Origin of the sequence: Paenibacillus gyeongsangnamensis (assembly GCF_027533625.1) — a bacterium.
In the GTDB taxonomy this organism is placed as follows: domain Bacteria; phylum Bacillota; class Bacilli; order Paenibacillales; family NBRC-103111; genus Paenibacillus_G; species Paenibacillus_G gyeongsangnamensis.
The window spans coordinates 183,292-205,237 of sequence record NZ_JAQAGZ010000010.1 but is presented as its reverse complement, the minus strand read 5'-3'; the positions used below and the strand labels follow the sequence as shown (position 1 = coordinate 205,237).

Here is a 21,946-nt window from a genome sequence, read left to right as displayed (position 1 = left end):
CCGCCTGGAAAGGAAGACGTATCAAAAATGAAGCATCGGACATATACGATTTGCTCGGGAGGAACGCTGGGCAGCTGGGTGCTTCCTTATCTGAAGGAGGCCGGCGCGCTGATCGGCGCCGATCGTGGGGCGCTGTTCCTCGTCGATCACGGCTTCGTACCCGAAATATCGCTCGGCGATTTCGATTCGGTCACACTGGAAGAGCTGGAACGGGTGCGAAGCGGCAGCCGGCAATTCATTTCCTGTGATCCGGTTTGGAAGGACCTTACGGATACCGAAATGGCTTTTACATGGGCGCTGGAGCAGGGAGCCGAGGAGATTACGCTGTGCGGCGTGCTCGGCACCCGCTGGGATCATTCGCTCGCCAACGTCCACCTGCTCCGCAGGGCGCTGGATGCCGGCGTACAGTGCCGGATCGTGGACGAGCACAACGAGCTCCGGTTGATGGACGGCAGAGCCCCGCTCCGCCTCACACAGGGCCGGTACAGCCATGTATCGCTGCTGCCCTTAACGCTGTCGGTGAGCGGGATTACGCTGCACGGCTTCCGATACCCGCTTCGGGAGGCAACTTTGACCATCGGTCAATCGCTTGGGATCAGCAATGTGCTGACGGCCGGGGAAGGAACCATACAGGTGCGGGACGGACTCCTGCTCGTGATTCAGAGCTCGGAAGAAGAGGCATCCGGATAACATCGTGCCCGCATGGGCGCTCGAAAATTAGTCCGTTGCGCCACCTTCGTTCAAAATACGCTTCACCCGGCCGACCTGTCCGTCCTGCAGCCGAACCTTAATGCCATGCGGGTGATTCGGCGAATTCGTGAGAATATCTTTAACGATGCCGCGAGTCGTCTTGCAGGTACGCTGATCCTGCTTCAAAACAATATCGACCTCCAGTCCGGCGCGAATCGCGCTGCGCCTTTGGCCGTTCAGGCTGGACATCATCTTAAACCCTCCCTCAACAATTGAATTAAGTATTCCCCGATTGTACAGGAATCGCTCATCCCTCCGCAACTTTGTGATCGACTCCTTTCGCCGGATTGCCGCTTCTGTGCCGTATCCGTGAAAAAAGCTTCAAGCCGGAGTCTGGCCCCAGCCTGAAGCTTTTTTCAAAACCGTAGAGGTTTATCAACCGGTTAAATGTGAACCCGTACCGTAGCGCTCATGCCCGGCGCAATAGCCAACCCCTTGTATCCGTCAATCAGAATCGTAACCGGGATCACTTGGCGCACTTTGGTGTAGTTGGCGTTCGTATTGGAGGTCGGGAGCAGCGAGAACGTTCCCGCCGTGGTAAGGCCGATCTTATCGACCCGGCCGGTCAACGTCGTTCCCGGGAATGCATCGACATAAACATCGACGGCTTGCCCGGACTTGACATTGTTGATGCTCGCCTCATCAATATTGGCCGTAACCCAGAGGCTTCCCAGATCATATGCGCGCGCCAGCACCGTACCCGGGCTTACATATCCGTTCGGGACCACGCTCTGCTGCACGATGGTCGCCGTGATGGGGACATCAATATCCACTTTTGCCGGCGCAGCGGCGGCCGCCGTCGCACCAGGCTGGATGCTGCCTACCTTTTCTCCGCCGTTATAAGACTTCCCAACCTGCCCCGTCCATTCCACCAGCTTACCGGCCGTCAGCGCGGCGATCGTCACCTGTTGTCCGTCAATACGGGCATTGTCCGTTTTTACATAGTTGACCGATTCATTGTAATAATATGCCGCAGCTCCGCCGCCTGCCAGAATGACAAGAATGACGAAAATATTTACCAGCAGCATTTTGGAATTCATCCGAATATGCCCCCCGCTCGACCATTTTTTACAGCTTCGCTTATTTTTGGGCAGAGGACAATATTTTATACAAGACGGACGGATGAAAGGACACCGGAAACGATAAACCTAGCACTTCATTCTATTTATAATGAATGCTCCTCAATTCCATGAGCTGTTGCTCCAGGTTATCCCGACGGATGATACGGTCAAATTCAGATCCCTTCCGAGTGGAAGGAAGAGCGGCTTCGTTCATCATCTCTTCCGCCATTCGTTGGTCTATCCGCGGAAGAGCATGTCCTGCATCGTAAAAATTGTCCCGGTCGCGCGTTACCTCGCTTTCGTACATGAAATGGTGAACCTCTCCGAAGGAGTCTACGATATCCGAAATCCATCGTTCGTAATCCGCATAGTTGCCGTCCGTTACAAGCACTCGGAACATCTCTTGCGATACAGGCGTCGTGAATACGATGAATCTCGAATCGGGGTTGTTCTTTTTAATTTCTTGAAAGACGGGCGTCAAATCCTTGTAGCGGTAAGAGCCGCCGGATTGCTGCTTCGAGATGTCCAATACACGATTCCAAGCCGCGGGCTGCTGAGGCTTCTCTACATGAAACACGTTGTCTCGGCTAAAGTAAGGGATTGGATCCGAAGCACCTGAGGTTATCGTATTCCAAAGCACTCCAAGCGAGTATTTCACCGTGGCATAGCTTAAGAGCGCTTCCATTTTGTAGGGGAAGTGCTCGGTTAACCGGATATAGGAGGACAAGGGAACCTTTTGCTGATGCTCGTACATGAAAGCATTAGTGGCGTCGAAATCGAGGCCGATGAGAATCGTTTGAAACGGCTTTCCGTTCTTTCGTTTGGCAAATTCGATATAATCGTTATAATCCTCCGGATTCATGGCATAAACGGCAAAATTATAAGTTGTCATCGGCCGGAAATCGAACTGGTTTATCCACGCTACGCGACTGCTTCCGAGCAGCAGCGCTTCATAATCGAAGGGATGCCCTGCAATGTAATTTACCTTCTGCAGCCGAAGATCGAAAGGGCTTTGACGGTTGTTCCACCGGTTGGAATGGTCGAATAACCAGAGCGGATCCAACCAATAATTGAAAACAGCTATCAGAAGCAGCGGTACGGATACCATAAACATGCATCGTTTCAGCCATGCATTCGCATTCGTTTGCATCGACTTCGCTCTCCCTAGAATTGAAAGTATAGGAACTCGGAAATCTTCGTCAGGTTTACGATGGATACGACAGCCAGAACGGCGAAGAATACGGCGGTCCGCCAGTTGGGCTCGAATCGTTCGGTCAGTTGATTGGAGTTCGGCGCCAGCAGAACGAGCAAGAATCCTGCGGCGATCCATTTCACGCTGCCCGAGGTATTGCTTAACGGGAGGTGAGAGAAAGCCACTCCGCTGCATCCGAACATGGCCTTGAACACTTTCATCGCACTTGCCCAGTCCTTCGCGCGGAAGAAAACGCTTGTACAATTAATAAAGAGAAGCGTTACCAGCCAAGCCAGTACCCCAGGAAGCCGGAAGCCCGCTTTCTTCCAAATCCGATGCGTCGCATAGGCGACTCCATGCAGCAAGCCCCAGATCAAAAACGGAAAGCCGGCCCCATGCCATAACCCGCTGATCAGGAACAAAAGAATGATATTGATGCAGGCCTGCGCTTCCTTGGCCATCCATGGCAATCGTCTATATACGTTCATGTACATGAACCGGCTGAGCGGAACATAAACGTAGGTGAACAAAAAACGGCTGAGCGTCATATGCCAGCGCTGCCAGAAGTCTTGAATATTACGGGCCTTGATAGGGGAATTGAAATTGACGGGAAACCGGATATTCATCATGAGCGCCGCGCCCAGCGCCATATCCGAATAACCGCTGAAGTCAAAATAGAGCTGGAAGGAATAGCTCAGCGAAACGGCCCAGCCGTCAATCAAGGTGAGGCCGGGAAGCCGGTCGAACCCTTCCGTCGCCCAAACGGCGTACGTGTCCGCCAGCACGACTTTTTTGAACAGGCCGATGAAGAACAGATACAAGCCCATGCAAAGGTTCATTTCGTTCAGCGGATTTCTGGCCTGCGCCAGCTGCGGCTCGAGCTCCTTGAACAGAAGGATGGGACCTGCGATGAGCTTCGGAAAGAAGGCAATGAACATCGCATAGTGCAGGAAGCTGTCGTTTTTGAGCTTGCCACGGTAGCAATCGACCAAATACGAGATTTGCTCGAACGTGAAGAAGCTGATGGCCAGCGGCAGCGTCAGATGAAGCTGCGGAAGAGTCAAGCCGGCAGCATCGTTCACGATGCCGATAATGAAGTCGGAGTATTTGTAATAGCCCAGCAGCCCGACATTGAGCAGGATGCCGGCGGTGATGATGCGTTTCTTAGCGGTTTCCCCGACTCGCATAAGGCGGGTCCCGATCGCATAATTCACCACGATCGAGCCGAGCAGAACCGGAAGATAAGCCGCATTCCAGGAGCTGTAGAAGAACAGCGATCCTCCGAGCAGCCACAGCTTGGTAAGCACGGGACGACCTGTTCTTTGGAGCAAATAATATCCTGCCAGCATCCCCGGCAGAAAGAAGAAGATGTACTGCATGGAATTAAACAGCATCGTTCCCCCAAGATGGTCCGTCGTATCTGATAGCACTTTCGTTGTTTCTCTTGCTCCATGATACACTAATAAACCTAATGATACAATATGTATCATATAAAAAAATATGATGCCCTTTCCTCGGTAGACATCCGCAGCGCTTCTTGCTAAGCTTGCGGCGTGAGACGGTCCGGTAAGCATTAAGCTTCGGCAGACCGGCGCAAGCCGGCAGCTTGAAGATTCTCCTGGCGGGCAGCGCAAAGAGCCGCTCCTCCTCTTGGGGGGAGCGGCATTGATTCGCTTTGCATTTTTTTGCATATCCGGGTTTCTCGTAGAGCGGCTTTTTATATGTGCAGTTTAGGCTTCGGCTCAGCCCTGTCCTGCCCCGCAGCCGCTTCGCGGCCCGCCGCGCCGGATTGCAGCTGGTACATGCGGTAGTACCGTCCCTGCCGCAGCATCAGCTGCTCGTGATTGCCCCGTTCGACGATCTCGCCGCGATGGAGCACGAGAATCTGGTCGGCTTCCCGGATCGTCGACAGCCGGTGGGCAATGACGAAGGTCGTTCGGCCTTCGCTTACGACCCGCAGCGCTTCCTGGATCAGCCCCTCCGTCTCGCTGTCGATGCTGGCCGTCGCCTCGTCCAGGATGAGAATCGCCGGGTCGAACGCCAGCGCCCGTGCGAAAGATATCAGCTGCCGCTGCCCTGCCGACAGCGTGCTTCCCCGCTCCACGACGGGCTCGTCGTATCCGCCGGGGAGCTGCTCCACGAACGGCGCTGCGCCAACTTCGGCGAGCGCCTTGCGCACCTGCTCCGGTCCGATACGCTCGTTATACAGGCTCACGTTGAACTTCAGATCGCCCGCGAACAGGAACGGATCCTGCAGCACGATGCCCATGTGCTTGCGCAGCTCCTGCTTGGACAATCCCCGGATGTCCTGACCGTCAATACGGATAGCTCCCGAGGTCGGCTCATAGAAGCCTAGCAGCAGATTCATGATGGAGCTCTTGCCTGAACCCGTATGACCCACCAGAGCGATGGTTTCTCCTTTGCGCGCCTCGAAGGAAATATTCCTGAGCACGGGCTCGCCTGTTTTATAAGCGAATGTGATGTCATCGAATACGACGTGACCTTGCGGACGCGGCGCCTGGCCCGCATCGGCGATGTCCGCTCCCTCGAGATCCATCAGGTAGAATACCTTCTCCGCCGATACGACCGCCCGCTGCGCATTCAACAGCTGGTCGAAAATGCCGATGATCGGCTGGAACAAGCGCCCCGTATAATCGATGAAGGCGTAGAACACCCCGAACGAGATCGCCGTGTGCAGCGAACGACCGCCGAAGTACCAGATCGCGGCTGCCGTGAAGAGCGCGCCCACAAGCCCCGTAAAATTCCGGGAGGAAAGCGAGAAGACCCGGTTCTGCCATATTTGATTCCGGTACCGTTCATTGTTCAGCACCTCGAACTCCCGGCTCCGGTTCTTCTCCTGGCGGAACGCCTGAAGAATCGGCATAACCGCGATCGATTCGCTGATCATGGCGTTCATATCGCTGAGCCGCGCGCGCATGACGGCGACATATTTGCGCGAAAATTTCAGATGTACGATCATCACGACCGTAAACAGCGGCAGGAACAGAAGCGCCACCAGCGCCAGACGGACATCCAGCAGGAACAAAGCGATGTAAATGCCTGCAATGTTGATTGTGCTGACGACGAAGGTCGCCATGAAGCTCATGAACAGATCGCGCACGGCTTCGGTATCGTTGGCGATCCGTGAGACGACTTGACCGATCGGCGTGTTGTCGAAGAAGCGGATCGGGATGCGCTGAATATGCGCCATCAGGTCCATCCGCATCCGCTGAATGATGCGCATCGCCGTCGTCTGCAGCGTAAACGCCTGTACATAATGAAGGAGGCTGCCTGCAATGAGCAGCAGTACGAACAGCGCCAGCCAGCGGATGACCGGACCCGTATCCGGGCCGTAGAACAGCGCTGCATCGGCCGCGCTCAGCCGGACCGCCGGGTACACGGCGGTCTCCCCGCTGCCGCGAGTCACCCTCACCTGCGGCTGTCCGCCCGGAGCGCCGTCCGCCAGCGCCCAGCTGCCGTCAAAGGACTCCGGCTCGCGAACCAAATAGAGCCCCTGGTCCAGCGCCATAATGCGCACTTCCTTCCAAGCGGCCCGGTCCTCCGGAGCGCGGCCGCCTTCTAACCAATCCTGACGAACATACACATGTCCGCCGTAGCTCACCTGCGGCTGTCCGGGGGAAAGCAGACGCTCCTGATCCTTCAACTCATACCACGGGAGCTGGATCGCCCCGATGTGCCGGTCGATGATCGTCTTGGCGATAAACGGCCCGGCGAGCTCTGCGCCAACCGCACAGCAAAGCACGAGAAGAGCTGCGATAATTCGGTATTTAAACAAGAGCGAGTAGTTCAACAGCCTCCGGAATACCGGCCTTCGCTGCTCGTCTTTCAGGCCGTAAGCCCCGTCTTGTTTTTTATTGTCCTTCGTATTGGATTCGCTCAAATCATCACTTCCTTTCGGATGATCCATAAAGACAGGGCTCTGAAAGCTCCCGCCCTGCCCTTCCTTCATTTCCGCACTTCCCTATTCCATAGCTTCCAGCAGATTCGCTTCCAGCTGCTGCCGCTCGAATTGCTCCTTGTACCAGCCCCCGTGCAGCATCAGCTGCTCATGCGTGCCTTCCTCGATAATCCGGCCGTTGTCCAGCACGATAATCCAATCCGCGTGCATCACCGCCGACAAACGGTGAGTGGAGATCAGATTCGTCTTCCCGGCCCGTTCCTTCCGGATATGGCCGAGAATCGCACTCTCGGTCCGGGCGTCAACCGCGGAGAGAGAATCGTCGAGGATCAGAATCTCGGGCTGCGTGAGCAGCGCCCGGGCGATGCTCACGCGCTGCTTCTGCCCTCCGGACAGCATAACGCCGTTCTCGCCCACGATGGTCGCCAGCCCCTCCGGAAGCTGCTCTACATCCTGCGTGAACGACGCCATCTCGATCGCGCGAGCGATCTCTTGATCCGTCGCGTCCGGCTTCCCGAGCGCGATGTTGTCGCGTACCGATTTGGAGAGCAGCAAATGCTCCTGCGGCACATAGCCGATCCAGGCGCGCACGCGCTCCACGGACAGCCTCTCGATCGGCGTATCCGAGAGCAGGATCCGGCCAAGCTCCGCCGGATAGAAGCGGAGCAGCTGCTTCAGCAGCGTGGACTTGCCGCTGCCGGTCCGGCCCACGATGCCCAGCGTCTGCCCCCGCTCGAGCCGCAGCGATACTTCGGCCAGGCTATCCTGCACCGCACCGGGATAGCGAAACGTGAGGCCGCGGAGCTCGATCGTTTCCGGACGTTCGACCGTCTCCGGACGCTCGATGTCCTGCACCTCCGGCTCCTGGCTTAAGTTGCGCGTAAGCCGGTCCACCGAAGCGGTACCCCGCTGAAGCACGTTGATGAACTCGCCGAACGCGATCATCGGCCAAATCAGCATCCCGAGATAAATATTGAAGGAAACCAGCTGGCCAAGCGTAATTTCATTATGGAACACCATATAGGCTCCGTAACCGATACCGATCACGTAGCTCATGCCGACGATCACCGAGATAACGGGGTGAAACATCGCATTGATGGCCGCCACCCGGATATTTTTGCGCATGACGTCTTCCGTCACCCGGCCGAAGGCGGCAAGATCGTGCGTTTCCTGGACATAGGAACGGATGACCCTCATGCCCGAAATCGACTCGAGCGCCTGGTCGTTCATCTTGCCGAACGCCGTCTGCGCCGCGACGAACCGCCCCCGCATCTGCTTGCCGAGCACGCTGATCACATAAGTGAGCAGCGGCATCGGAATGAGCGCCGCCAGCATCAGCTTCCAGCTGATGAGCGTGATCATCGTCGTCACCACTACGCTGATCCCTACGATCGTATTGACCAGCGTCATGACGCCGTAGCCCGCCGTCTGTCCGATGGCCGGGATGTCGTTGGTCGCCAGCGCCATCAGCTCGCCCGTCGTATTGCGCTGGAAGAACGAGGGCGTCATTCGCATCAAATGCCTGAGCAACCGGTTGCGCAGCCCCTGCTCGAGCAGGAACGAGTTGCCGAACAACGTCGTAATCCAGATGTAGATAACGACATACAGCCCAGCCGCGAGTCCCGCCAGCAGCACCACGCTGCGGGTCAAGCCCTCCGGCGTCAGCGTTCCCGTGCGGATATCGTCGATCACGGTGCCGATCATTTTGGGAGGGATTATGTTCAGAACGTTTACCAAGGTCATCAGGCCGATGGCAATCGTGTAATACCCCCAGCGTTCGCGGAAAAACCAAGACAGTCTTCCGATAAAAGACATATGTTCACCTCATTATTCCAAATCATGCCCGTCTGAGCCTGAGGACTCTCATCTTAAGATACCATAATTTTACTGATGTGAACGGTAAATTCTTATTTTATTTGATCTCTCCCCAGACGAAAAAAGCGGACACCCTTCAACCGGGAATCCACCTTTGTACCATTTATAGAAAATAGAGTCCCCGCTTCTTACGGCAGCGCCCACCAGGCGGACACCCAATGGATCAGCGGCACCGCAGCCGCGGCCACCGCAATGGAAGGCAGCAGATTCGCGACGTTGATCCTCCGGAGCTCCAGCAGGTTCACGCCGACGCCCATAATGAGCACCCCGCCCACCGCCGTAATTTGCGCAATGACCTCGCCCAGCAGCGTCTGATCCATGACCGATGCGATGAGTGATGCGGCAAGTGCGATCGCCCCTTGGTACAGGAACACCGGCACGGAAGAGAACATCACGCCCACTCCCATGGTCGAGCCCAAAATAATGGACAGAAAGCCGTCCAGCAGCGATTTCGTATAGAGCACCTGGTGGTCGCCGCGCAGCCCGCCGTCCAGCGGCCCGAGAATAGCCATCGCACCGACGCAGTAGATGAGCGTCGCATTGACGAAGCCCGCTCCGATGCTGCGGCCCACCGCCGGCTCGTCCGCACCCGCCCGGCCCTTCCGAAGCGCTGCGGTGAACCGGTCGACTCCCTGCTCGAGCAGCTCGCCCAGCCGCTCCAGACCCCGGTCCACCTTCATCCATTCTCCAAGCACGCCTCCCAGCACTAGACTCGACACGATGAGCAGGAAATTACTTGACTTGAGCGTCATTGAAATACCTAAGGCGAGCAGTCCCAGCCCGATGCCCTGCATGACCGTCTGCCTGATGCTATCCTTCATCCGGTTCAGCGTCAGCCCGAGCAGCGTTCCGGCCACAATCGCCGCCGCGTTCACGATCGTTCCCCATAAAGCCATAGCCAGCTGTACAATCCTTTCGTCTCTGATGAAATATCACAATTGCTGTCCGGTACAGCGAAGCCGCCTAGCGCCTGTCTCATCATAACGCGGAGCGCCGCATTTGACAATGCCCCTTCCGGTCGGAGGATGGCCCGGGCAAAAGCGGGCATACTAACGAGCGAAATCCAAACGCAAGGAGGTTTCCAGTCATCATGGCAGAAAGCAAAGAAATGAATCCGGTCTCCGGCGAGGAAGTCGAAACCGACGGCATTTACGAGAACGAATGGGGACGCGAGGAAACGCTGAAGCGCGGCGACGAATTTCCGTTCGATCCGATGATGGGGCAGACGGAATGGGATCTCGTCAGCCTTGCGCTGGAGAGCCAGGAAGATGCTATGTACCAGGATACCAAGTCGAACACGAAGAAACGGATGCATATCGATTGGGGTACCCGCACCCCGAAATCGAATTACGGCGACAAATAGCAGCACGCTTACTGAATGCAAAAACCTAGCGGCTTCCCGCTAGGTTGTTTTAATGAGGCCGTATGAAGTTACGCGTTCATGATCTTAATCAAATTCGTCGAGCCCGACTTGCCTGCCGGCACGCCCGCAGAGACGATCACAAGATCGCCGGCTGCAACCAGTCCGGTCTTCTTGCCGCTCTCGACAGCGGAATCGAACATCGCGTCCGTCGACGTCTCCGATACGCCGAGCACCGGCGTGACGCCCCAGACGAGGCTGAGCCGGCGCAACACGCGCTCGTTCGGCGCGATCGCGACGATCGGCGTGCTCGGGCGGTACTTGGACACCATCCGCGCGGTAAAGCCGGATTCGGTCGGGGTAAGAATCGCCTTCGCCTCCAGCTCCAGCGAGGCGCCCACGACGGACTGGGAGATCACCTCGGTGATGTTCGGGGTCACTTCCGCGCTCCGCTTCAGATATTGCTCCTTGTAAGGCAGAATCGCCTCCGTCCGCTCCGCGATCTGGGCCATCGTCCGGACCGATTCGACCGGATATTTGCCCGCCGCCGTCTCGCCCGACAGCATAACGCAGTCAGAGCCGTCGAGCACCGCGTTGGCCACGTCGCTCGACTCCGCCCGGGTCGGGCGCGGATTGGTCTGCATCGAATCGAGCATATGCGTCGCCGTAATGACCGGCTTGCCTGCCTGGTTGCACTGCCGGATCATCTGCTTCTGAATGATCGGGACGTCCTCGACGGGGATCTCCACGCCGAGGTCGCCGCGCGCCACCATCAATCCGTCCGATACGGCCAGAATGGCCTCAAGCTCGTCCACGCCCTCTTCATTCTCGATCTTCGAGATGATCTGAATATGCCCTGCGCCCTGGTTCTCCAAGAGACCGCGCACCTCCAGGATGTCTTCGGCGCGGCGCACGAACGAAACCGCGATAATATCCAGGTCCTCCTCCACCGCGAAGCGGATGTGCTCGACGTCCCGCTCAGTCACGCCCGGCAGCGAAGTCCGCACGCCCGGCAGATTCACGCCCTTGCGGGGCTTGATAACGCCGCCGTTCACGATGCGGCAATGAATCTCCGTACCCTCGACCGATTCCACCCGCAGCTCGATCAACCCGTCGTCGATCAGAATGCGGTTACCCGGCTTCACGTCCTTCGTCAGCTCGGGGTAATTGACCGCAATGCGCTCCGCGGTGCCTTCGATCGCTTCCGTAGTCAGTGTGAGATCCTCACCTTCCTTCAGCAGGTAGGAGCTCTCCCGCAGCTTGCCGATCCGCACCTCCGGCCCCTTGATATCGACCAGTATCGCTACGGGCGCATTCAGCTCGGCCGCCGCCTGACGTACCTTCGCAATGCGTCCCCGCTGCTCGTCCAGATCGCCGTGCGCCATATTCAGCCGGGCCACATTCATCCCCGCCAGAATCATCTCCTTAAGTACCGGTACGGAGTCGCAGGCCGGCCCCATCGTACACACAATTTTCGTTTTACGCATCATCATTCGCTTCCCTTCCACGGTTTTTGTCGGAATTTGTTGAACTTATTGTAATCCTCCTCCGCCCATTTCTCCAAGAACTATAGTATGATAGATGTAATATAGTACGATTCTGGAATAGGAAATGGAGGCATCCGCACAATGCTTGAGATACGGGAAGTCCGGCATGACGCCGGGACGATGCAGTGGTATGAAGAAGAGCCGGAGCCAAGCGACCATTGGTCGCTTATTCTGATGGGCTACGGCCGCTGTATTTACTGGATCGAGGGGGAGAAGGTGCTGCTGGAGAAGGGGGATATTCTGCTCGTCCCGGCCGGGTCCGTCTTTTACGGCAAAAGCATTCCGTCCGTCTCGCACGAGAAGTACGCGGTTTCGTTCACGGTAAGCGACGCGTCCGCCGCAGCCCCGCCCCTTCCGCTGCTTGCCGGCACCGGCTTCAAGCGTCTGCGCTCCGCCAAGACCGAGCTGCTGCTGGCACGGGCCGCGGTCATGCACGAGCAGTGGCGGGAGAAGCTGCCCTATGCCGAGGTGCTGTGCGGTGCGCTACTGCTCGAATGCCTGACCTATGTGAACCGGGAGTGGGATCAGGGGCCGTTATCGTCGGTGAAGCACCGGCAGGCCGAGCAGATGAAGAGCTTTCTCAAGAACCGCTACAGGGGCAAAGTCACCAAGGAGGACCTCGCCGCCGTCATCGGCAAAAGCCCTAACTACGCCGCATCGTTGTTCAGCGAGATGACGGGGCAAACGATCAGCGATTACGTGCACGGGCTTCGCATCAAGACGGCCGTCTATCTGCTCCGCCATTCCGGCCTGACCGTAGCGGATATCGCCGAGCAGCTGGGGTACTGCGATGCGTCTTATTTTCACCGGACGTTCAAGAAGCTGACGGGCACGGCTCCCTCCGAGGTGATGAAGGAAAGGGAGACTCCGCTGCTGTAAATTATTCGCGGGTTCGAAGGAGCCGCCCGTCCGGGCAGCGAAAGTACTAGTATCCACTTCATACGGAAAGGAAGAATAATCATGTCTTTATCTCCCGGCACCGGATTGTTCTCCGGCGCTTTATTAGGCCAAACCCTCGCACCCTGCGGCTCGAATGTAATCCTGGCGGAGTGGAGGGCCCGGGGGACGACTCCCGGAGAAGCGCCTGAGCTTATCGCGCCGCGGCATGTTCACCATGAGGACGACGAAGCGTGGTATGTGCTGGAGGGTACCCTTGGCTTCGAGCTAGGAGATACGAGGCTGGAGGTCGGTGCGGGCGGCGCGGCCGTAGCTCCCCGCGGCACGCCGCACACCTTCTGGAACCCGGGCTCCGCCCCCTGCCGCTATCTGATCGTCATGACGCCGCAGATCAAGGCGCTGATCGACGCTACCCATGCCGCGCCCGAGCGCAGCCCGGAAACGATGCGGCGGCTTTTCGAGCTGCACGGATCGGAGCTGCTGTAACCGGCCGCGCAGCCAAGCTTAAGTCGATTCGCCGGTGCGCCGCGACGTTCCGGCATGCTTGCCGCCCGTGGCTTCGCTCATGTAATCCATATGCTTGAAGCCCCATCCGCACATATCGCTCAGGACCAGGCCCAGCGTTCTTCCGTGATCGGTCATCGAATATTCGACCTTCGGAGGGATTTCCTGAAACACCTTGCGTTCAACAAGTACATCCCGCTCCAGCTCCCGGAGCTGATTCGTCAGCATCCCTTGTGTGACATTCGGAAGCAGGCGTCTCAGCTCCCCGAAGCGTTTGGTCCCCTCATGCAGCAAGATAAACAAGATGAGCGGCTTCCACTTCCCCCCGATCACCTGCAGCGTCGCCAAAATTCCATCCCGGGAATACGATTCGTTAGCGCCTGAGCTCATTTCCTCCACTCTCCGTTCCTTCTTACTATAATCCTTTCTTTCACCATATCAAAGAATCCCTGTTTTATACAGTACTATGATTTTTTGTACCTAGTACGGTTTACCGTACCGAGACGGACTCCAAGCCGCATCCATCATACGTTTTTCCGGACTAAGTATGAATAAAAAGTGTACTTCCCAAAAATAAGAATCTAAACAATAATGAGGGTGTCGACGCAATGATTCAAAACGAGAGGGGAAAGGCAAAATGAAAATAATGGTGAACGTCGCTCATCCGAGCCTCGCAGCTTCCCGGGTTAATCAGCGTTTATCGTTTGAGCTCAGGAACCAATCCAATCTGCTTGTTCGCGATTTGTATCAGGAGTATCCGAATTGGGATATCGATGTGGAAAAAGAACAACGCTTGCTGCTTGCGCATGACCGGATTGTGCTGCAGTTCCCCTTTTATTGGTACAGCTGCCCGCCCCTGCTGAAAAAATGGTTTGACGACGTGCTCACCTTCGGATGGGCTTTCGGGCCTCAAGGCGACCATTTGAATGGCAAGGAGTTTGTGCTCGCTACTTCCGCTGGAGGACGCGAAAACACCTACCGTTCCGGCGGAGACAACTGGTTAACGATCAGCGAGCTTCTTAAGCCGATACAGAGAACGATTACCCGTTGTAACGGCACCTTCCTTCCCGCGTTCGTAACCTACAATGTTTCCCAAGCCACGGATAGCGAACTCGAACGAGAGGCAGCAAGATACGCGGAGCACGTCCTATCTCCCGCAAGCGCACTTGTGCATTAAAGCTTTCTGAACGCAATCAAGCACCCGGGCGGTTCGCTCAGGTGCTTGACATTTGTTTCGGGCTTCCCAAACCAGGATAAACGGCTACGCCGTCCTTGTCTTACAAGGACCAGCGCGTTTATCAAGGTTGATGCGAAGCTGTAAGCTACGAAAACTTATAAATTCTTATCAACCCAGGATAAACGGCTACGCCGTCCTTGTCTTACAAGGACCAGCGCGTTTACCAAGGTTGATGCGAAGCTATAAGCTACGAAAACTTATAAATTCTTATCAACCCAGGAAAAACGGCTACGCCGTCCTTGTCTTACAAGGACCAGCGCGTTTACCAAGGTTGATGCGAAGCTATAAGCTACGAAAACTTATAAATTCTTATCAACTAAGAAAAACCGGTCACCGCACGCCCATATTCTCACCGTCCGGGTCCGTGCCCTTCGTTTCTTTGCCGAAGATTCCGAGCACGGCCGCCCCGAGCACGATCGCGATGAAGAATACAAGAAAGATCGACGCCAATCCGGTCCCCCTGGAGACCAGCATTCCTACGAGATACGGGCCGAGCACGCCCCCGATCCGGCCGAACGAGGCGGCCAGCCCGACTCCGGTGGAGCGGACCGCCGTCGGATACAGCTCCGGCGTGTAAGCGTACATAGCCCCCCAGGCGCCGAGGTTAAAGAAAGACAGGAAGATGCCCGCCGAGATCAGCATCCCCTCCGTTTGGGCCGTACCGAACCAGATCGCGCATACCGCCGTCAGCAGCAAATAGGTGACGAGCACGAATTTACGGCCGGACCGCTCGATGAAGTAGGCTGCGGTAAAATAGCCCGGCAGCTGCGCCAGCGTCATGATGAGGACATACCCGAAGCTTTTGACGAGTCCGAAGCCCTTCAGCACCATCACCGTCGGAAGCCAGAGAAACATGCCGTAATACGAAAACACGACGGTGAACCACAGAATCCAGAGCGTGACTGTCGACCGGCGGTGCGGTGAAGACCATACGGAGGCGACGCGTTCGCCAAGAGACAGCTTGCGCTCCCGGCCGGTGAATCGGGGCGAATCCTGAATCGCCCGACGAAGATATAAGGCGTACAGCGCCGGCAGCGCCCCGATGACGAAGGCCATCCTCCAGCCGTAGGATGGAATGACGAAATAGGCGATCAGCGCGGCGAGAATCCAGCCGCAAGCCCAGAAGCTCTCGAGGAGCACGACGGCCCGTCCTCTCTCCTGCGCGGGCACCGACTCCGAGACGAGCGTAGAGGCGACCGGCAGCTCTCCTCCTAGTCCGAACCCTGTAAAGAATCGCAGCACGCACAGGACAATGAAGCTTCCGGCCAGCGCCGACAGCCCGCTCGCGGCGGAGAAGATCAGCAGCGTCCACAGCAGCACCGACCGGCGCCCGTACCGGTCGGCCAGCGAGCCGGCCACGGCGGCACCGACCGCCATGCCGATCGAGTTGATCGCGGTCAGCAGGCCGACCTGCTGCGCGCCCAAATGCCATTCGACCGCCAGCGCGGCTGCGATGAACGAGATGATACCTACATCCATTGCGTCGAACAGCCAGCTAAGCCCGGCGCTGATAATCAGTTTGCGTTGTTTAGGCTCCTTCATCAATACGGCATTGTTCATATAGGGAACCTCTTTCATTCGGTTTTCTTCTAATTTACCCTTTTTCCGCTAAAAGTTAAATAACTAGGCACGATGATATGGAAAATCGAGCGGGTCACCGCATTTTCCGGAAATTATCGATGAAAAAAGGGCCCATGGAAGGCCCTTTTCCGCTCTCTTTTTGACTCACCGGGATGGCTGGCATTTACTCCCTTAAGCTACGGGTTCGGCTTTTGATTCGGCTTTTTCCGCTTGAGTCGACAGTACCCCGCTCGAGATAAATACGAGCAGAGAGCAGGCCAGGCAGATCCCCGTAAAAATGCCTACAGCGGAATACCCGTTAAACGCCGCATAAAGCATTCCGGCCATCCAAGCTCCGAGCGTTGTCGCCGCATTCATGGTTGATGTGGCCAAACTTGAAATGGTGCCGCGAATGACCGGATTTAAGCTGTTCAGCAGCCCCACCATAAGCGGGAACAGAATACCGAGGATGGCGAAAATGAAAAAGTAAGCGCCTTTGACGATAGAAACCGACGACACATGAGGCAGCGCGACATAAGCCGCAATAACGATGAGCATCCCCGCCGCCATCGTCTGAAGCTGACTTAACGCTTTGATCACATAGGAACTGCAAATGCTGCCGAGCAAATTGCCGAGCCCCAAAAAAATGATCACATAGCCTGCCTCGTCAATCGTTAGTCCAAAGCGGTCCGTCATCCATTTCCCGAGGAAAGCAAAGGCGGCGCTGCCCCCCAGATGTACAAAAAAGTAGGCGAGGAAGGTGCCTCTCGCTTTGCCGCTTGTCAGCAGGGGAACGTATCTTTTGAATATAGAAGGCTTAGCCCCTTGCTGCACGCGCGGTTTCATGCCGGGTACCGCGAAATACACTGCTACCGCCAGCACCAGCGAGAATAGGCCGATGGCCCAGAAGGGAAGAGACCAATTGCCTGTCGCCAGCAGGCTTCCGATCGGCACGCCGAGCGCTTGAGAGACGGCGAGCCCCGCGTAGGCGAAGCCCAGCGCTTTGCCGATTTTGGCCGGGGGAAGGAGGGTCGGAATGGCCGCCCACACTTGCGGCGCCGTAAACGCCGCGCTGACTCCCGCCAAAAAACGGAACAAGATCATGGTCCAAAAATCAGAAGCGAACCCGCATAAGCATGTTGAAACTGCGAAGCAAGCAAGGCCGGACAGCAGCACTTTTTTTCGATCCCATCCATCGGATAAAGGTCCGGCGATCAGCGCAAACACCGCCGAGCCCAAGGTGTAGGCTCCTATCATCCATCCCGCCGTTTCGGTAGGTACGCCGAACCTGCTTTGCAGCGTCGGAATCAGCGGAGAGATCAGGAACGTATCCGTACCGATCACGAACATGACGAGAAAAAATAACGCAATGATTTTATTCATTTTCTTCACCCTTTACTTTTATATTTGATCTTGAACCTTATTGTAGGGGATAATAGTGACAATGATTGTCACAAAATCTAAAGATCATTGGAGCCATGTCATGTCTAAATCGAAACGTTTGCTGGAACTGATGATGACGGTTAACCGAAAACGGAAATTTACGGTGAAAGAGCTTGCCCGGGAGTTTGGCGTATCCACGAGAACGATGCTAAGGGACCTGCAGGAATTAAGCGGGATGGGGGTACCTCTTTACTCGGAGGTAGGTCCGCACGGCGGTTATCAGGTGCTCAAGGAAAGAATTTTGCCGCCCATCGCCTTTTCCGAAGAAGAGGCTGTCTCCATGTTTTTTGCGGTGTATGCGCTTCGACATTATTCTTCTTTGCCCTTTGAAGCGGAATCGGTTTCGGCATTGAACAAATTTTATTTGCACATGTCCGGGGACGTTCGCGATCGCATAGACCAAATGAAAAATCGGGTGGACTTCGTGACGCCGACGAGGCAGCAGGAATCCCCTTATTTATCGATCCTGCTGGATGCGGCCGTTCATCAAAAGGTATTGCTTATTGAATATGAATCGCGGGAAGATAAGGAGGGCCGAAAAATACAGCCGATCGGAATTTACGCCCATAACGGCTTGTGGTTTTGTCCCGCTTATTGCTTTCTTCGCAAAGATTATCGCATCTTCCGCTGCGATCGGATTCTTTCGGCGGCATATGATGCCGACGGTACGGAGCCCATGGATCTGCGGCATATCCATCTTGGAAATAAGGAGTCGGTATTTCAAACGGAGAAGGAATCGGCCGGGCTATATGCGGAATTGACTCAAAAAGGCGTCCAAATGTGCGAGGCCGTCTTATGGCTGGGCACCCATTTGCATACCCGGGAGGATGGCACCGGGTGGCTGGAAGGTCCGGTTCCTCAGAGCGACCTCGCATTTTATGCCAGATTTTTCATCGGACTCGGCAATGAGGCGACAGTAAAGCAGCCTGCGGAGCTGATAGGCCTTATGAAACGGCTGATCGAGGAAATCATGTCCAAATATGATTAGTCTCGATACGTGGTACTGGACGTATATAGGTGCTGCTCAACCGGGGAATTGTAACGCGGATTATAACGAGCGCTTGAAAAGAGACTTTCACTCCTTAGCCGATCGTGCGGCCAAACGCACAAAAGCCCGCCCTTTGGGGGCGGACAAAATAAATAAGATTTGATATATATTTTTCGTTTTACTATGGTTACCTTTTTTACTTACGACCGTAATCGGCCTTGATCTCGCCCCAAGCTTTCGTATCCCATTTGATAATCTTGTTAGGATATGAATTGCTGCGCAGCCAGGCTTCCGCCCGGTCCACCAGCTCCCAGATTTCCTTCGTCGTGTTGTCGCGTACCAGATTGGACGCCACCGTCTTCTTCCGCACCCAAGAGATCGCCGTCATGGAGTCGCTGTAGATCGTCATGCTGCTGCCCTTCTTCTTCAGATAAGCAAGCGCATGCACGATGGCGAGAAACTCGCCCATGTTGTTCGTCCCCTTCTTGATCGGCGGATGCTGGAAAATGACCTCGCCCGTCCGCGTCGAGACGCCCTTGTACTCCACGATACCGGGGTTGCCGCTGCACCCGACGTCGACGGACAGGCTGTCGAGCTCGACCTCGGACGGAAGCTCGCCCGGTACGGCGGTTTTGGCCGAGGCGGCCCGGGGCGCGCCGCCCGCCTTGGACGCAGCCGCTCCGAACGCCTTCTTCCAGCCGGCGGCGAAGGCGGCCTTCGCTTCCGCTTCGCTCTCGTAAGACTTGAACTTCGCCTGCGGGAAGCCGTTCGTCTGCGCCTGGCATTCCGCCCATGTCTTATATACGCCAGGCTGCCGGCCTTCCCATACAACGTAAAACTTTGACTTTGCCACGACCGTCCGCCTCTTTCCATACCCTGTTATCATTTAAGCCGCGGAGCCTACCCGTGGTGCTCCCGGCTCTGCAGCTGCTTGAAGAATTCGATGAAATAAGCACCGTATTTGAAAAATTTCGCTTCCCCGACGCCCTTGATCTTCAGCATGGCCGCCGGGTTCGTCGGCTTCACGCCGCACATCTCGCGCAAGGTGCTGTCCGGGAACACGATGTACGGCGGGATGCCCTCCCGCTTCGCGATCTCCGTGCGGACCTGCCGCAGCGCGTCGAACAGCTCCGTCTCGACGTCCCTCGCCGCCGGAGCCGCCTGAATGCGGATCCGGTGCACGACCTTCTCCTCCCCGGAGAGCACGGCGGCCGCCTTGGACGCCAGCTTGACGACCGGGTACTTGCCTTCCGTCAGCTGCAGGTAGCCTTCGGCGATCAGCAGCTGGATCAGGTCGACGATGTCCTTCTCGGCGCGGCTCTTCATGAGCCCGTACGTGCTGAGCTCGTCGAAGCCCATCTCGAGCACCTTCTTGGCGCGGGAGCCCTTCAGCACCGCCGCTACCAGCATCATGCCGAACCGCTCGCGCATGCGGCGAACGCAAGAGAAGATCTGCTGCGCCTCCAGCGTAATGTCCGTCAGCTCCAGATCCGGGCTGGCGCAGTTGCTGCACTGTCCGCAGTCCTCCTCCATCTCCCCGCCGAAATAACGGACGATGTACCGCTGCAGGCACTGCGGCGTATGGCAGTAATCGGCCATCTGCTGCAGCCGCCGGTACTCCTGCGCCTGCCGGTCCGGGTCGGCGACCGACTGCTCGATCAGAAACTTCTGGATGTGTATATCCTGCGGGCTGAACAGCAGCTGGCATTCGCTCGGCTCGCCGTCGCGTCCGGCGCGGCCCGCCTCTTGATAGTACGCTTCCATGTTCTTCGGCATGTTGAAGTGGAGCACATACCGGACGTTCGACTTGTCGATGCCCATGCCGAAGGCGTTGCTTGCGACCATCACCCGCACCTCGTCGTATAGGAACTGCTCCTGCGCCTCCGCCCGTTCCTTGTCCGTCATGCCCGCATGGTAACGTCCCGCCGCCACGCCTTGACGCTTCAGGTACTCGTACAGCTGGTCGACTTCCTTGCGCGTAGCGGCATAAATAATGCCCGCGTCCGACGCATGCTCGCGAATGAACGACGTCAGCACGTCGCGTTTGTTCTCGCCCTTCACGACGGTGAACGACAGGTTGTCCCGGGCGAAGCCGGTGACGAACACCTGCGGCTCCCGCAGCTTCAGGTGCAGGACAATGTCCTCGCGCACGCGGTCCGTCGCCGTCGCCGTGAACGCGGCCAGCAGCGGCCGGTTCGGCAGATGCCGGACGAGGTCGCTGATCCGTGTGTAGCTCGGGCGGAAATCGTGACCCCACTGCGAGACGCAGTGGGCTTCGTCGACCGCGATCATCGGCACGACGAGCTCCGACAGCAGCTCCAGGAACCGCTCGTGCTCGAGCCGCTCGGGCGCTACGTACAGCAGCTTGTATTCACCGCGGGCAGCCTTGCGGATCCGCGTCTCCACCTGCGCGTACGTCAGCGAGCTGTTGATATACGTCGCCGGCACGCCGATGCTGTCGAGGCCGTCGACCTGGTCCTTCATCAGTGAGATGAGCGGCGATACGACGATAGTCGTCCCGCTCATCAGAAGCGCCGGGATCTGGTAGCAGATCGACTTGCCCCCGCCGGTTGGCATAATGCCCAGCGTATCCGAGCCGCCGAGGATGCTGGCGATCACTTTCTTCTGGCCGGGCCGGAAATCCGGGTAGCCGTAATATTTTTTCAGCAGCGCTTGCGCTTCCTGCATGGTGCCGATCATGTATCGCTGCCTCCTTTTTGCTTAAATCGTGATTTATTCAACCGCCCGAATGCGGCGAGAGCGTACCGGTTGCCCGTCCCAGACGATCTTGGTCTCGGCTTTACGCGCCTTAACTTCCGGCTCCTCCAGGAGCAGGAAGAAATTCTTCGTCGGCAGCTCTCCGAGCCCATGCTTGGCGGACAGCTTGTCCAGATAAGGACGCATGTCCTCGAGATTGCCCGACATGTTGTCTCCTGCATTCGAGAAGGCATAGAGGGCACTGGCCACCGGCACTCTTTTGACCCGGTAGTATTGGACCGCCCGTAAGAAAAAGTCCCAATCCCAATAATGGTACATCTCCGTATCAAACAACCCCAGCTTCTCGTGCAGCGCCCTGCGGTACAGGCAGCCCGAGGAAACGAAGGTCGAGAATTTACGCATCGCCTGCACATCGTGCTCATAAGCGAAGACGAACCGGTTCGTCGCCCGGCGCACCCGATCCTCTACGACATAGTCGAAAATCTCCACATCGGAATAGACCATATCGCAATCCGCGATCTCCTTCAGCATCAGCTCTACATGGAAGGGCAGCAGCAGATCGTCGTCGTCGCACAGCATGATGTAATCGCCCCGAACCTGCGACAGGCCGCGATTCCGCGCATGGACATGCTTGCTGTTCACCTCCATGTCGAGCACGGTCAAATCCAGCTCCGGATACAGCTCCCGGACAAAGTGGACGGATTCCCCCGCATCGTTCACCATAATAATTTGCAAATGCTTGTAGGTCTGGGCCGCCAGCGACTCCAGCAGCTCGCATAAATAGTCCGGCCGGTTATAGGTCGGAATAATAACTGAAACTAAAGGATCGTTCATCCGTTAACGCCTCCGTTTGTCATGACTACTATTGCCATCCGTCTGACCGAAAAGCCGCTAG

Annotated in this window: 20 protein-coding genes; 6 read left to right on the top strand and 14 right to left on the bottom strand. The window is 56.7% G+C overall.

Annotated elements, in window-relative coordinates; genetic code table 11:
- The first annotated feature begins 27 nt into the window (after nt 1-27).
- Complete coding sequence (locus O9H85_RS17005) at nt 28-690, top strand: thiamine diphosphokinase (RefSeq protein ID WP_269882607.1); 663 nt, start codon at nt 28-30, stop codon at nt 688-690.
- Between the two features lie 27 nt (nt 691-717).
- Here O9H85_RS17005 and O9H85_RS17000 read toward each other — a convergent pair whose 3' ends face one another.
- From O9H85_RS17000 to O9H85_RS16970, 7 genes are all read right to left on the bottom strand, one after another.
- Nucleotides 718-930, bottom strand: a complete 213-nt coding sequence (locus tag O9H85_RS17000; protein WP_269882682.1) for a YwbE family protein — start codon at nt 928-930, stop codon at nt 718-720.
- Nucleotides 931-1,133: 203 nt separating this feature from the next.
- Nucleotides 1,134-1,790: an HlyD family secretion protein gene (locus O9H85_RS16995; RefSeq protein ID WP_269882606.1), complete on the bottom strand. Its 657-nt coding sequence runs from the start codon at nt 1,788-1,790 to the stop codon at nt 1,134-1,136.
- Between the two features lie 121 nt (nt 1,791-1,911).
- A complete protein-coding gene (locus O9H85_RS16990) occupies nt 1,912-2,961 on the bottom strand; it encodes a hypothetical protein (protein ID WP_269882605.1) in 1,050 nt (349 codons plus the stop codon).
- A 14-nt stretch (nt 2,962-2,975) separates the two neighbouring features.
- The gene (locus O9H85_RS16985) at nt 2,976-4,397 is read right to left on the bottom strand and encodes an MBOAT family O-acyltransferase (protein ID WP_333474212.1); all 1,422 of its coding nucleotides are present in this window, start codon (nt 4,395-4,397) and stop codon (nt 2,976-2,978) included.
- Nucleotides 4,398-4,720: 323 nt separating this feature from the next.
- On the bottom strand, nt 4,721-6,973 hold the full coding sequence (locus O9H85_RS16980) for an ABC transporter ATP-binding protein (RefSeq protein WP_269882603.1): 2,253 nt from the start codon (nt 6,971-6,973) through the stop codon (nt 4,721-4,723).
- A gap of 12 nt (nt 6,974-6,985) precedes the next feature.
- The gene (locus tag O9H85_RS16975; protein WP_269882602.1) at nt 6,986-8,737 is read right to left on the bottom strand and encodes an ABC transporter ATP-binding protein; all 1,752 of its coding nucleotides are present in this window, start codon (nt 8,735-8,737) and stop codon (nt 6,986-6,988) included.
- 188 nt (nt 8,738-8,925) lie between these two features.
- On the bottom strand, nt 8,926-9,693 hold the full coding sequence (locus tag O9H85_RS16970; protein WP_269882601.1) for a DUF554 domain-containing protein: 768 nt from the start codon (nt 9,691-9,693) through the stop codon (nt 8,926-8,928).
- Nucleotides 9,694-9,887: 194 nt separating this feature from the next.
- On the opposite strand from O9H85_RS16970, the gene O9H85_RS16965 reads away from it, so the two are divergent.
- The gene (locus O9H85_RS16965; protein ID WP_269882600.1) at nt 9,888-10,160 is read left to right on the top strand and encodes a hypothetical protein; all 273 of its coding nucleotides are present in this window, start codon (nt 9,888-9,890) and stop codon (nt 10,158-10,160) included.
- Between the two features lie 68 nt (nt 10,161-10,228).
- Here O9H85_RS16965 and pyk read toward each other — a convergent pair whose 3' ends face one another.
- Complete coding sequence (gene pyk / locus O9H85_RS16960; protein ID WP_269882681.1) at nt 10,229-11,644, bottom strand: pyruvate kinase; 1,416 nt, start codon at nt 11,642-11,644, stop codon at nt 10,229-10,231.
- A 141-nt stretch (nt 11,645-11,785) separates the two neighbouring features.
- On the opposite strand from pyk, the gene O9H85_RS16955 reads away from it, so the two are divergent.
- Together O9H85_RS16955 and O9H85_RS16950 are read left to right on the top strand one after the other, a co-directional pair.
- A complete protein-coding gene (locus O9H85_RS16955) occupies nt 11,786-12,583 on the top strand; it encodes an AraC family transcriptional regulator (RefSeq protein WP_269882599.1) in 798 nt (265 codons plus the stop codon).
- An 81-nt stretch (nt 12,584-12,664) separates the two neighbouring features.
- Complete coding sequence (locus O9H85_RS16950) at nt 12,665-13,087, top strand: cupin domain-containing protein (RefSeq protein WP_269882598.1); 423 nt, start codon at nt 12,665-12,667, stop codon at nt 13,085-13,087.
- Between the two features lie 18 nt (nt 13,088-13,105).
- Here O9H85_RS16950 and O9H85_RS16945 read toward each other — a convergent pair whose 3' ends face one another.
- Nucleotides 13,106-13,495, bottom strand: coding sequence for a winged helix-turn-helix transcriptional regulator (locus tag O9H85_RS16945; RefSeq protein ID WP_269882597.1), 390 nt, complete (start codon nt 13,493-13,495; stop codon nt 13,106-13,108).
- A gap of 247 nt (nt 13,496-13,742) precedes the next feature.
- Here O9H85_RS16945 and O9H85_RS16940 point away from each other — a divergent pair, with 247 nt between their 5' ends.
- Complete coding sequence (locus tag O9H85_RS16940; protein WP_269882596.1) at nt 13,743-14,282, top strand: NAD(P)H-dependent oxidoreductase; 540 nt, start codon at nt 13,743-13,745, stop codon at nt 14,280-14,282.
- A 390-nt stretch (nt 14,283-14,672) separates the two neighbouring features.
- Here the strand turns inward: O9H85_RS16940 and O9H85_RS16935 are convergent, their stop codons facing one another.
- Together O9H85_RS16935 and O9H85_RS16930 are read right to left on the bottom strand one after the other, a co-directional pair.
- Nucleotides 14,673-15,902 carry an MFS transporter gene (locus tag O9H85_RS16935; RefSeq protein ID WP_269882595.1) on the bottom strand — a complete coding sequence of 410 codons (1,230 nt, stop codon included), beginning with the start codon at nt 15,900-15,902 and terminating at the stop codon, nt 14,673-14,675.
- 192 nt (nt 15,903-16,094) lie between these two features.
- The gene (locus O9H85_RS16930; RefSeq protein ID WP_269882594.1) at nt 16,095-17,285 is read right to left on the bottom strand and encodes an MFS transporter; all 1,191 of its coding nucleotides are present in this window, start codon (nt 17,283-17,285) and stop codon (nt 16,095-16,097) included.
- 100 nt (nt 17,286-17,385) lie between these two features.
- On the opposite strand from O9H85_RS16930, the gene O9H85_RS16925 reads away from it, so the two are divergent.
- Nucleotides 17,386-18,333, top strand: coding sequence for a helix-turn-helix transcriptional regulator (locus O9H85_RS16925; RefSeq protein ID WP_269882593.1), 948 nt, complete (start codon nt 17,386-17,388; stop codon nt 18,331-18,333).
- Nucleotides 18,334-18,529: 196 nt separating this feature from the next.
- Here O9H85_RS16925 and rnhA read toward each other — a convergent pair whose 3' ends face one another.
- From rnhA to O9H85_RS16910, 3 genes are read right to left on the bottom strand one after another with little or no spacing between them, the layout of a single operon-like run.
- On the bottom strand, nt 18,530-19,186 hold the full coding sequence (gene rnhA / locus O9H85_RS16920; RefSeq protein WP_269882592.1) for a ribonuclease H: 657 nt from the start codon (nt 19,184-19,186) through the stop codon (nt 18,530-18,532).
- 47 nt (nt 19,187-19,233) lie between these two features.
- Nucleotides 19,234-21,033, bottom strand: a complete 1,800-nt coding sequence (gene recQ, locus O9H85_RS16915) for a DNA helicase RecQ (protein WP_269882591.1) — start codon at nt 21,031-21,033, stop codon at nt 19,234-19,236.
- Nucleotides 21,034-21,066: 33 nt separating this feature from the next.
- A complete protein-coding gene (locus tag O9H85_RS16910; protein ID WP_269882590.1) occupies nt 21,067-21,885 on the bottom strand; it encodes a glycosyltransferase family 2 protein in 819 nt (272 codons plus the stop codon).
- Between the last annotated feature and the right edge of the window lie 61 nt (nt 21,886-21,946).

Coding starts and splice junctions, on each gene's coding strand:
- recQ (WP_269882591.1), bottom strand. CDS start 21,033: ATGATCGGCACCATGCAGGAAGCGCAAGCGCTGCTGAAAAAATATTAC.
- O9H85_RS16935 (WP_269882595.1), bottom strand. CDS start 15,902: ATGAACAATGCCGTATTGATGAAGGAGCCTAAACAACGCAAACTGATT.
- O9H85_RS16955 (WP_269882599.1), top strand. CDS start 11,786: ATGCTTGAGATACGGGAAGTCCGGCATGACGCCGGGACGATGCAGTGG.
- O9H85_RS16990 (WP_269882605.1), bottom strand. CDS start 2,961: ATGCAAACGAATGCGAATGCATGGCTGAAACGATGCATGTTTATGGTA.
- O9H85_RS16940 (WP_269882596.1), top strand. CDS start 13,743: ATGAAAATAATGGTGAACGTCGCTCATCCGAGCCTCGCAGCTTCCCGG.
- O9H85_RS16925 (WP_269882593.1), top strand. CDS start 17,386: ATGTCTAAATCGAAACGTTTGCTGGAACTGATGATGACGGTTAACCGA.
- O9H85_RS17005 (WP_269882607.1), top strand. CDS start 28: ATGAAGCATCGGACATATACGATTTGCTCGGGAGGAACGCTGGGCAGC.
- O9H85_RS16985 (WP_333474212.1), bottom strand. CDS start 4,397: ATGCTGTTTAATTCCATGCAGTACATCTTCTTCTTTCTGCCGGGGATG.
- O9H85_RS16945 (WP_269882597.1), bottom strand. CDS start 13,495: ATGAGCTCAGGCGCTAACGAATCGTATTCCCGGGATGGAATTTTGGCG.
- O9H85_RS16995 (WP_269882606.1), bottom strand. CDS start 1,790: ATGAATTCCAAAATGCTGCTGGTAAATATTTTCGTCATTCTTGTCATT.
- O9H85_RS16910 (WP_269882590.1), bottom strand. CDS start 21,885: ATGAACGATCCTTTAGTTTCAGTTATTATTCCGACCTATAACCGGCCG.
- O9H85_RS16970 (WP_269882601.1), bottom strand. CDS start 9,693: ATGGCTTTATGGGGAACGATCGTGAACGCGGCGGCGATTGTGGCCGGA.
- O9H85_RS16950 (WP_269882598.1), top strand. CDS start 12,665: ATGTCTTTATCTCCCGGCACCGGATTGTTCTCCGGCGCTTTATTAGGC.
- O9H85_RS16975 (WP_269882602.1), bottom strand. CDS start 8,737: ATGTCTTTTATCGGAAGACTGTCTTGGTTTTTCCGCGAACGCTGGGGG.
- O9H85_RS16965 (WP_269882600.1), top strand. CDS start 9,888: ATGGCAGAAAGCAAAGAAATGAATCCGGTCTCCGGCGAGGAAGTCGAA.
- O9H85_RS16930 (WP_269882594.1), bottom strand. CDS start 17,285: ATGAATAAAATCATTGCGTTATTTTTTCTCGTCATGTTCGTGATCGGT.
- pyk (WP_269882681.1), bottom strand. CDS start 11,644: ATGCGTAAAACGAAAATTGTGTGTACGATGGGGCCGGCCTGCGACTCC.
- O9H85_RS16980 (WP_269882603.1), bottom strand. CDS start 6,973: ATGAAGGAAGGGCAGGGCGGGAGCTTTCAGAGCCCTGTCTTTATGGAT.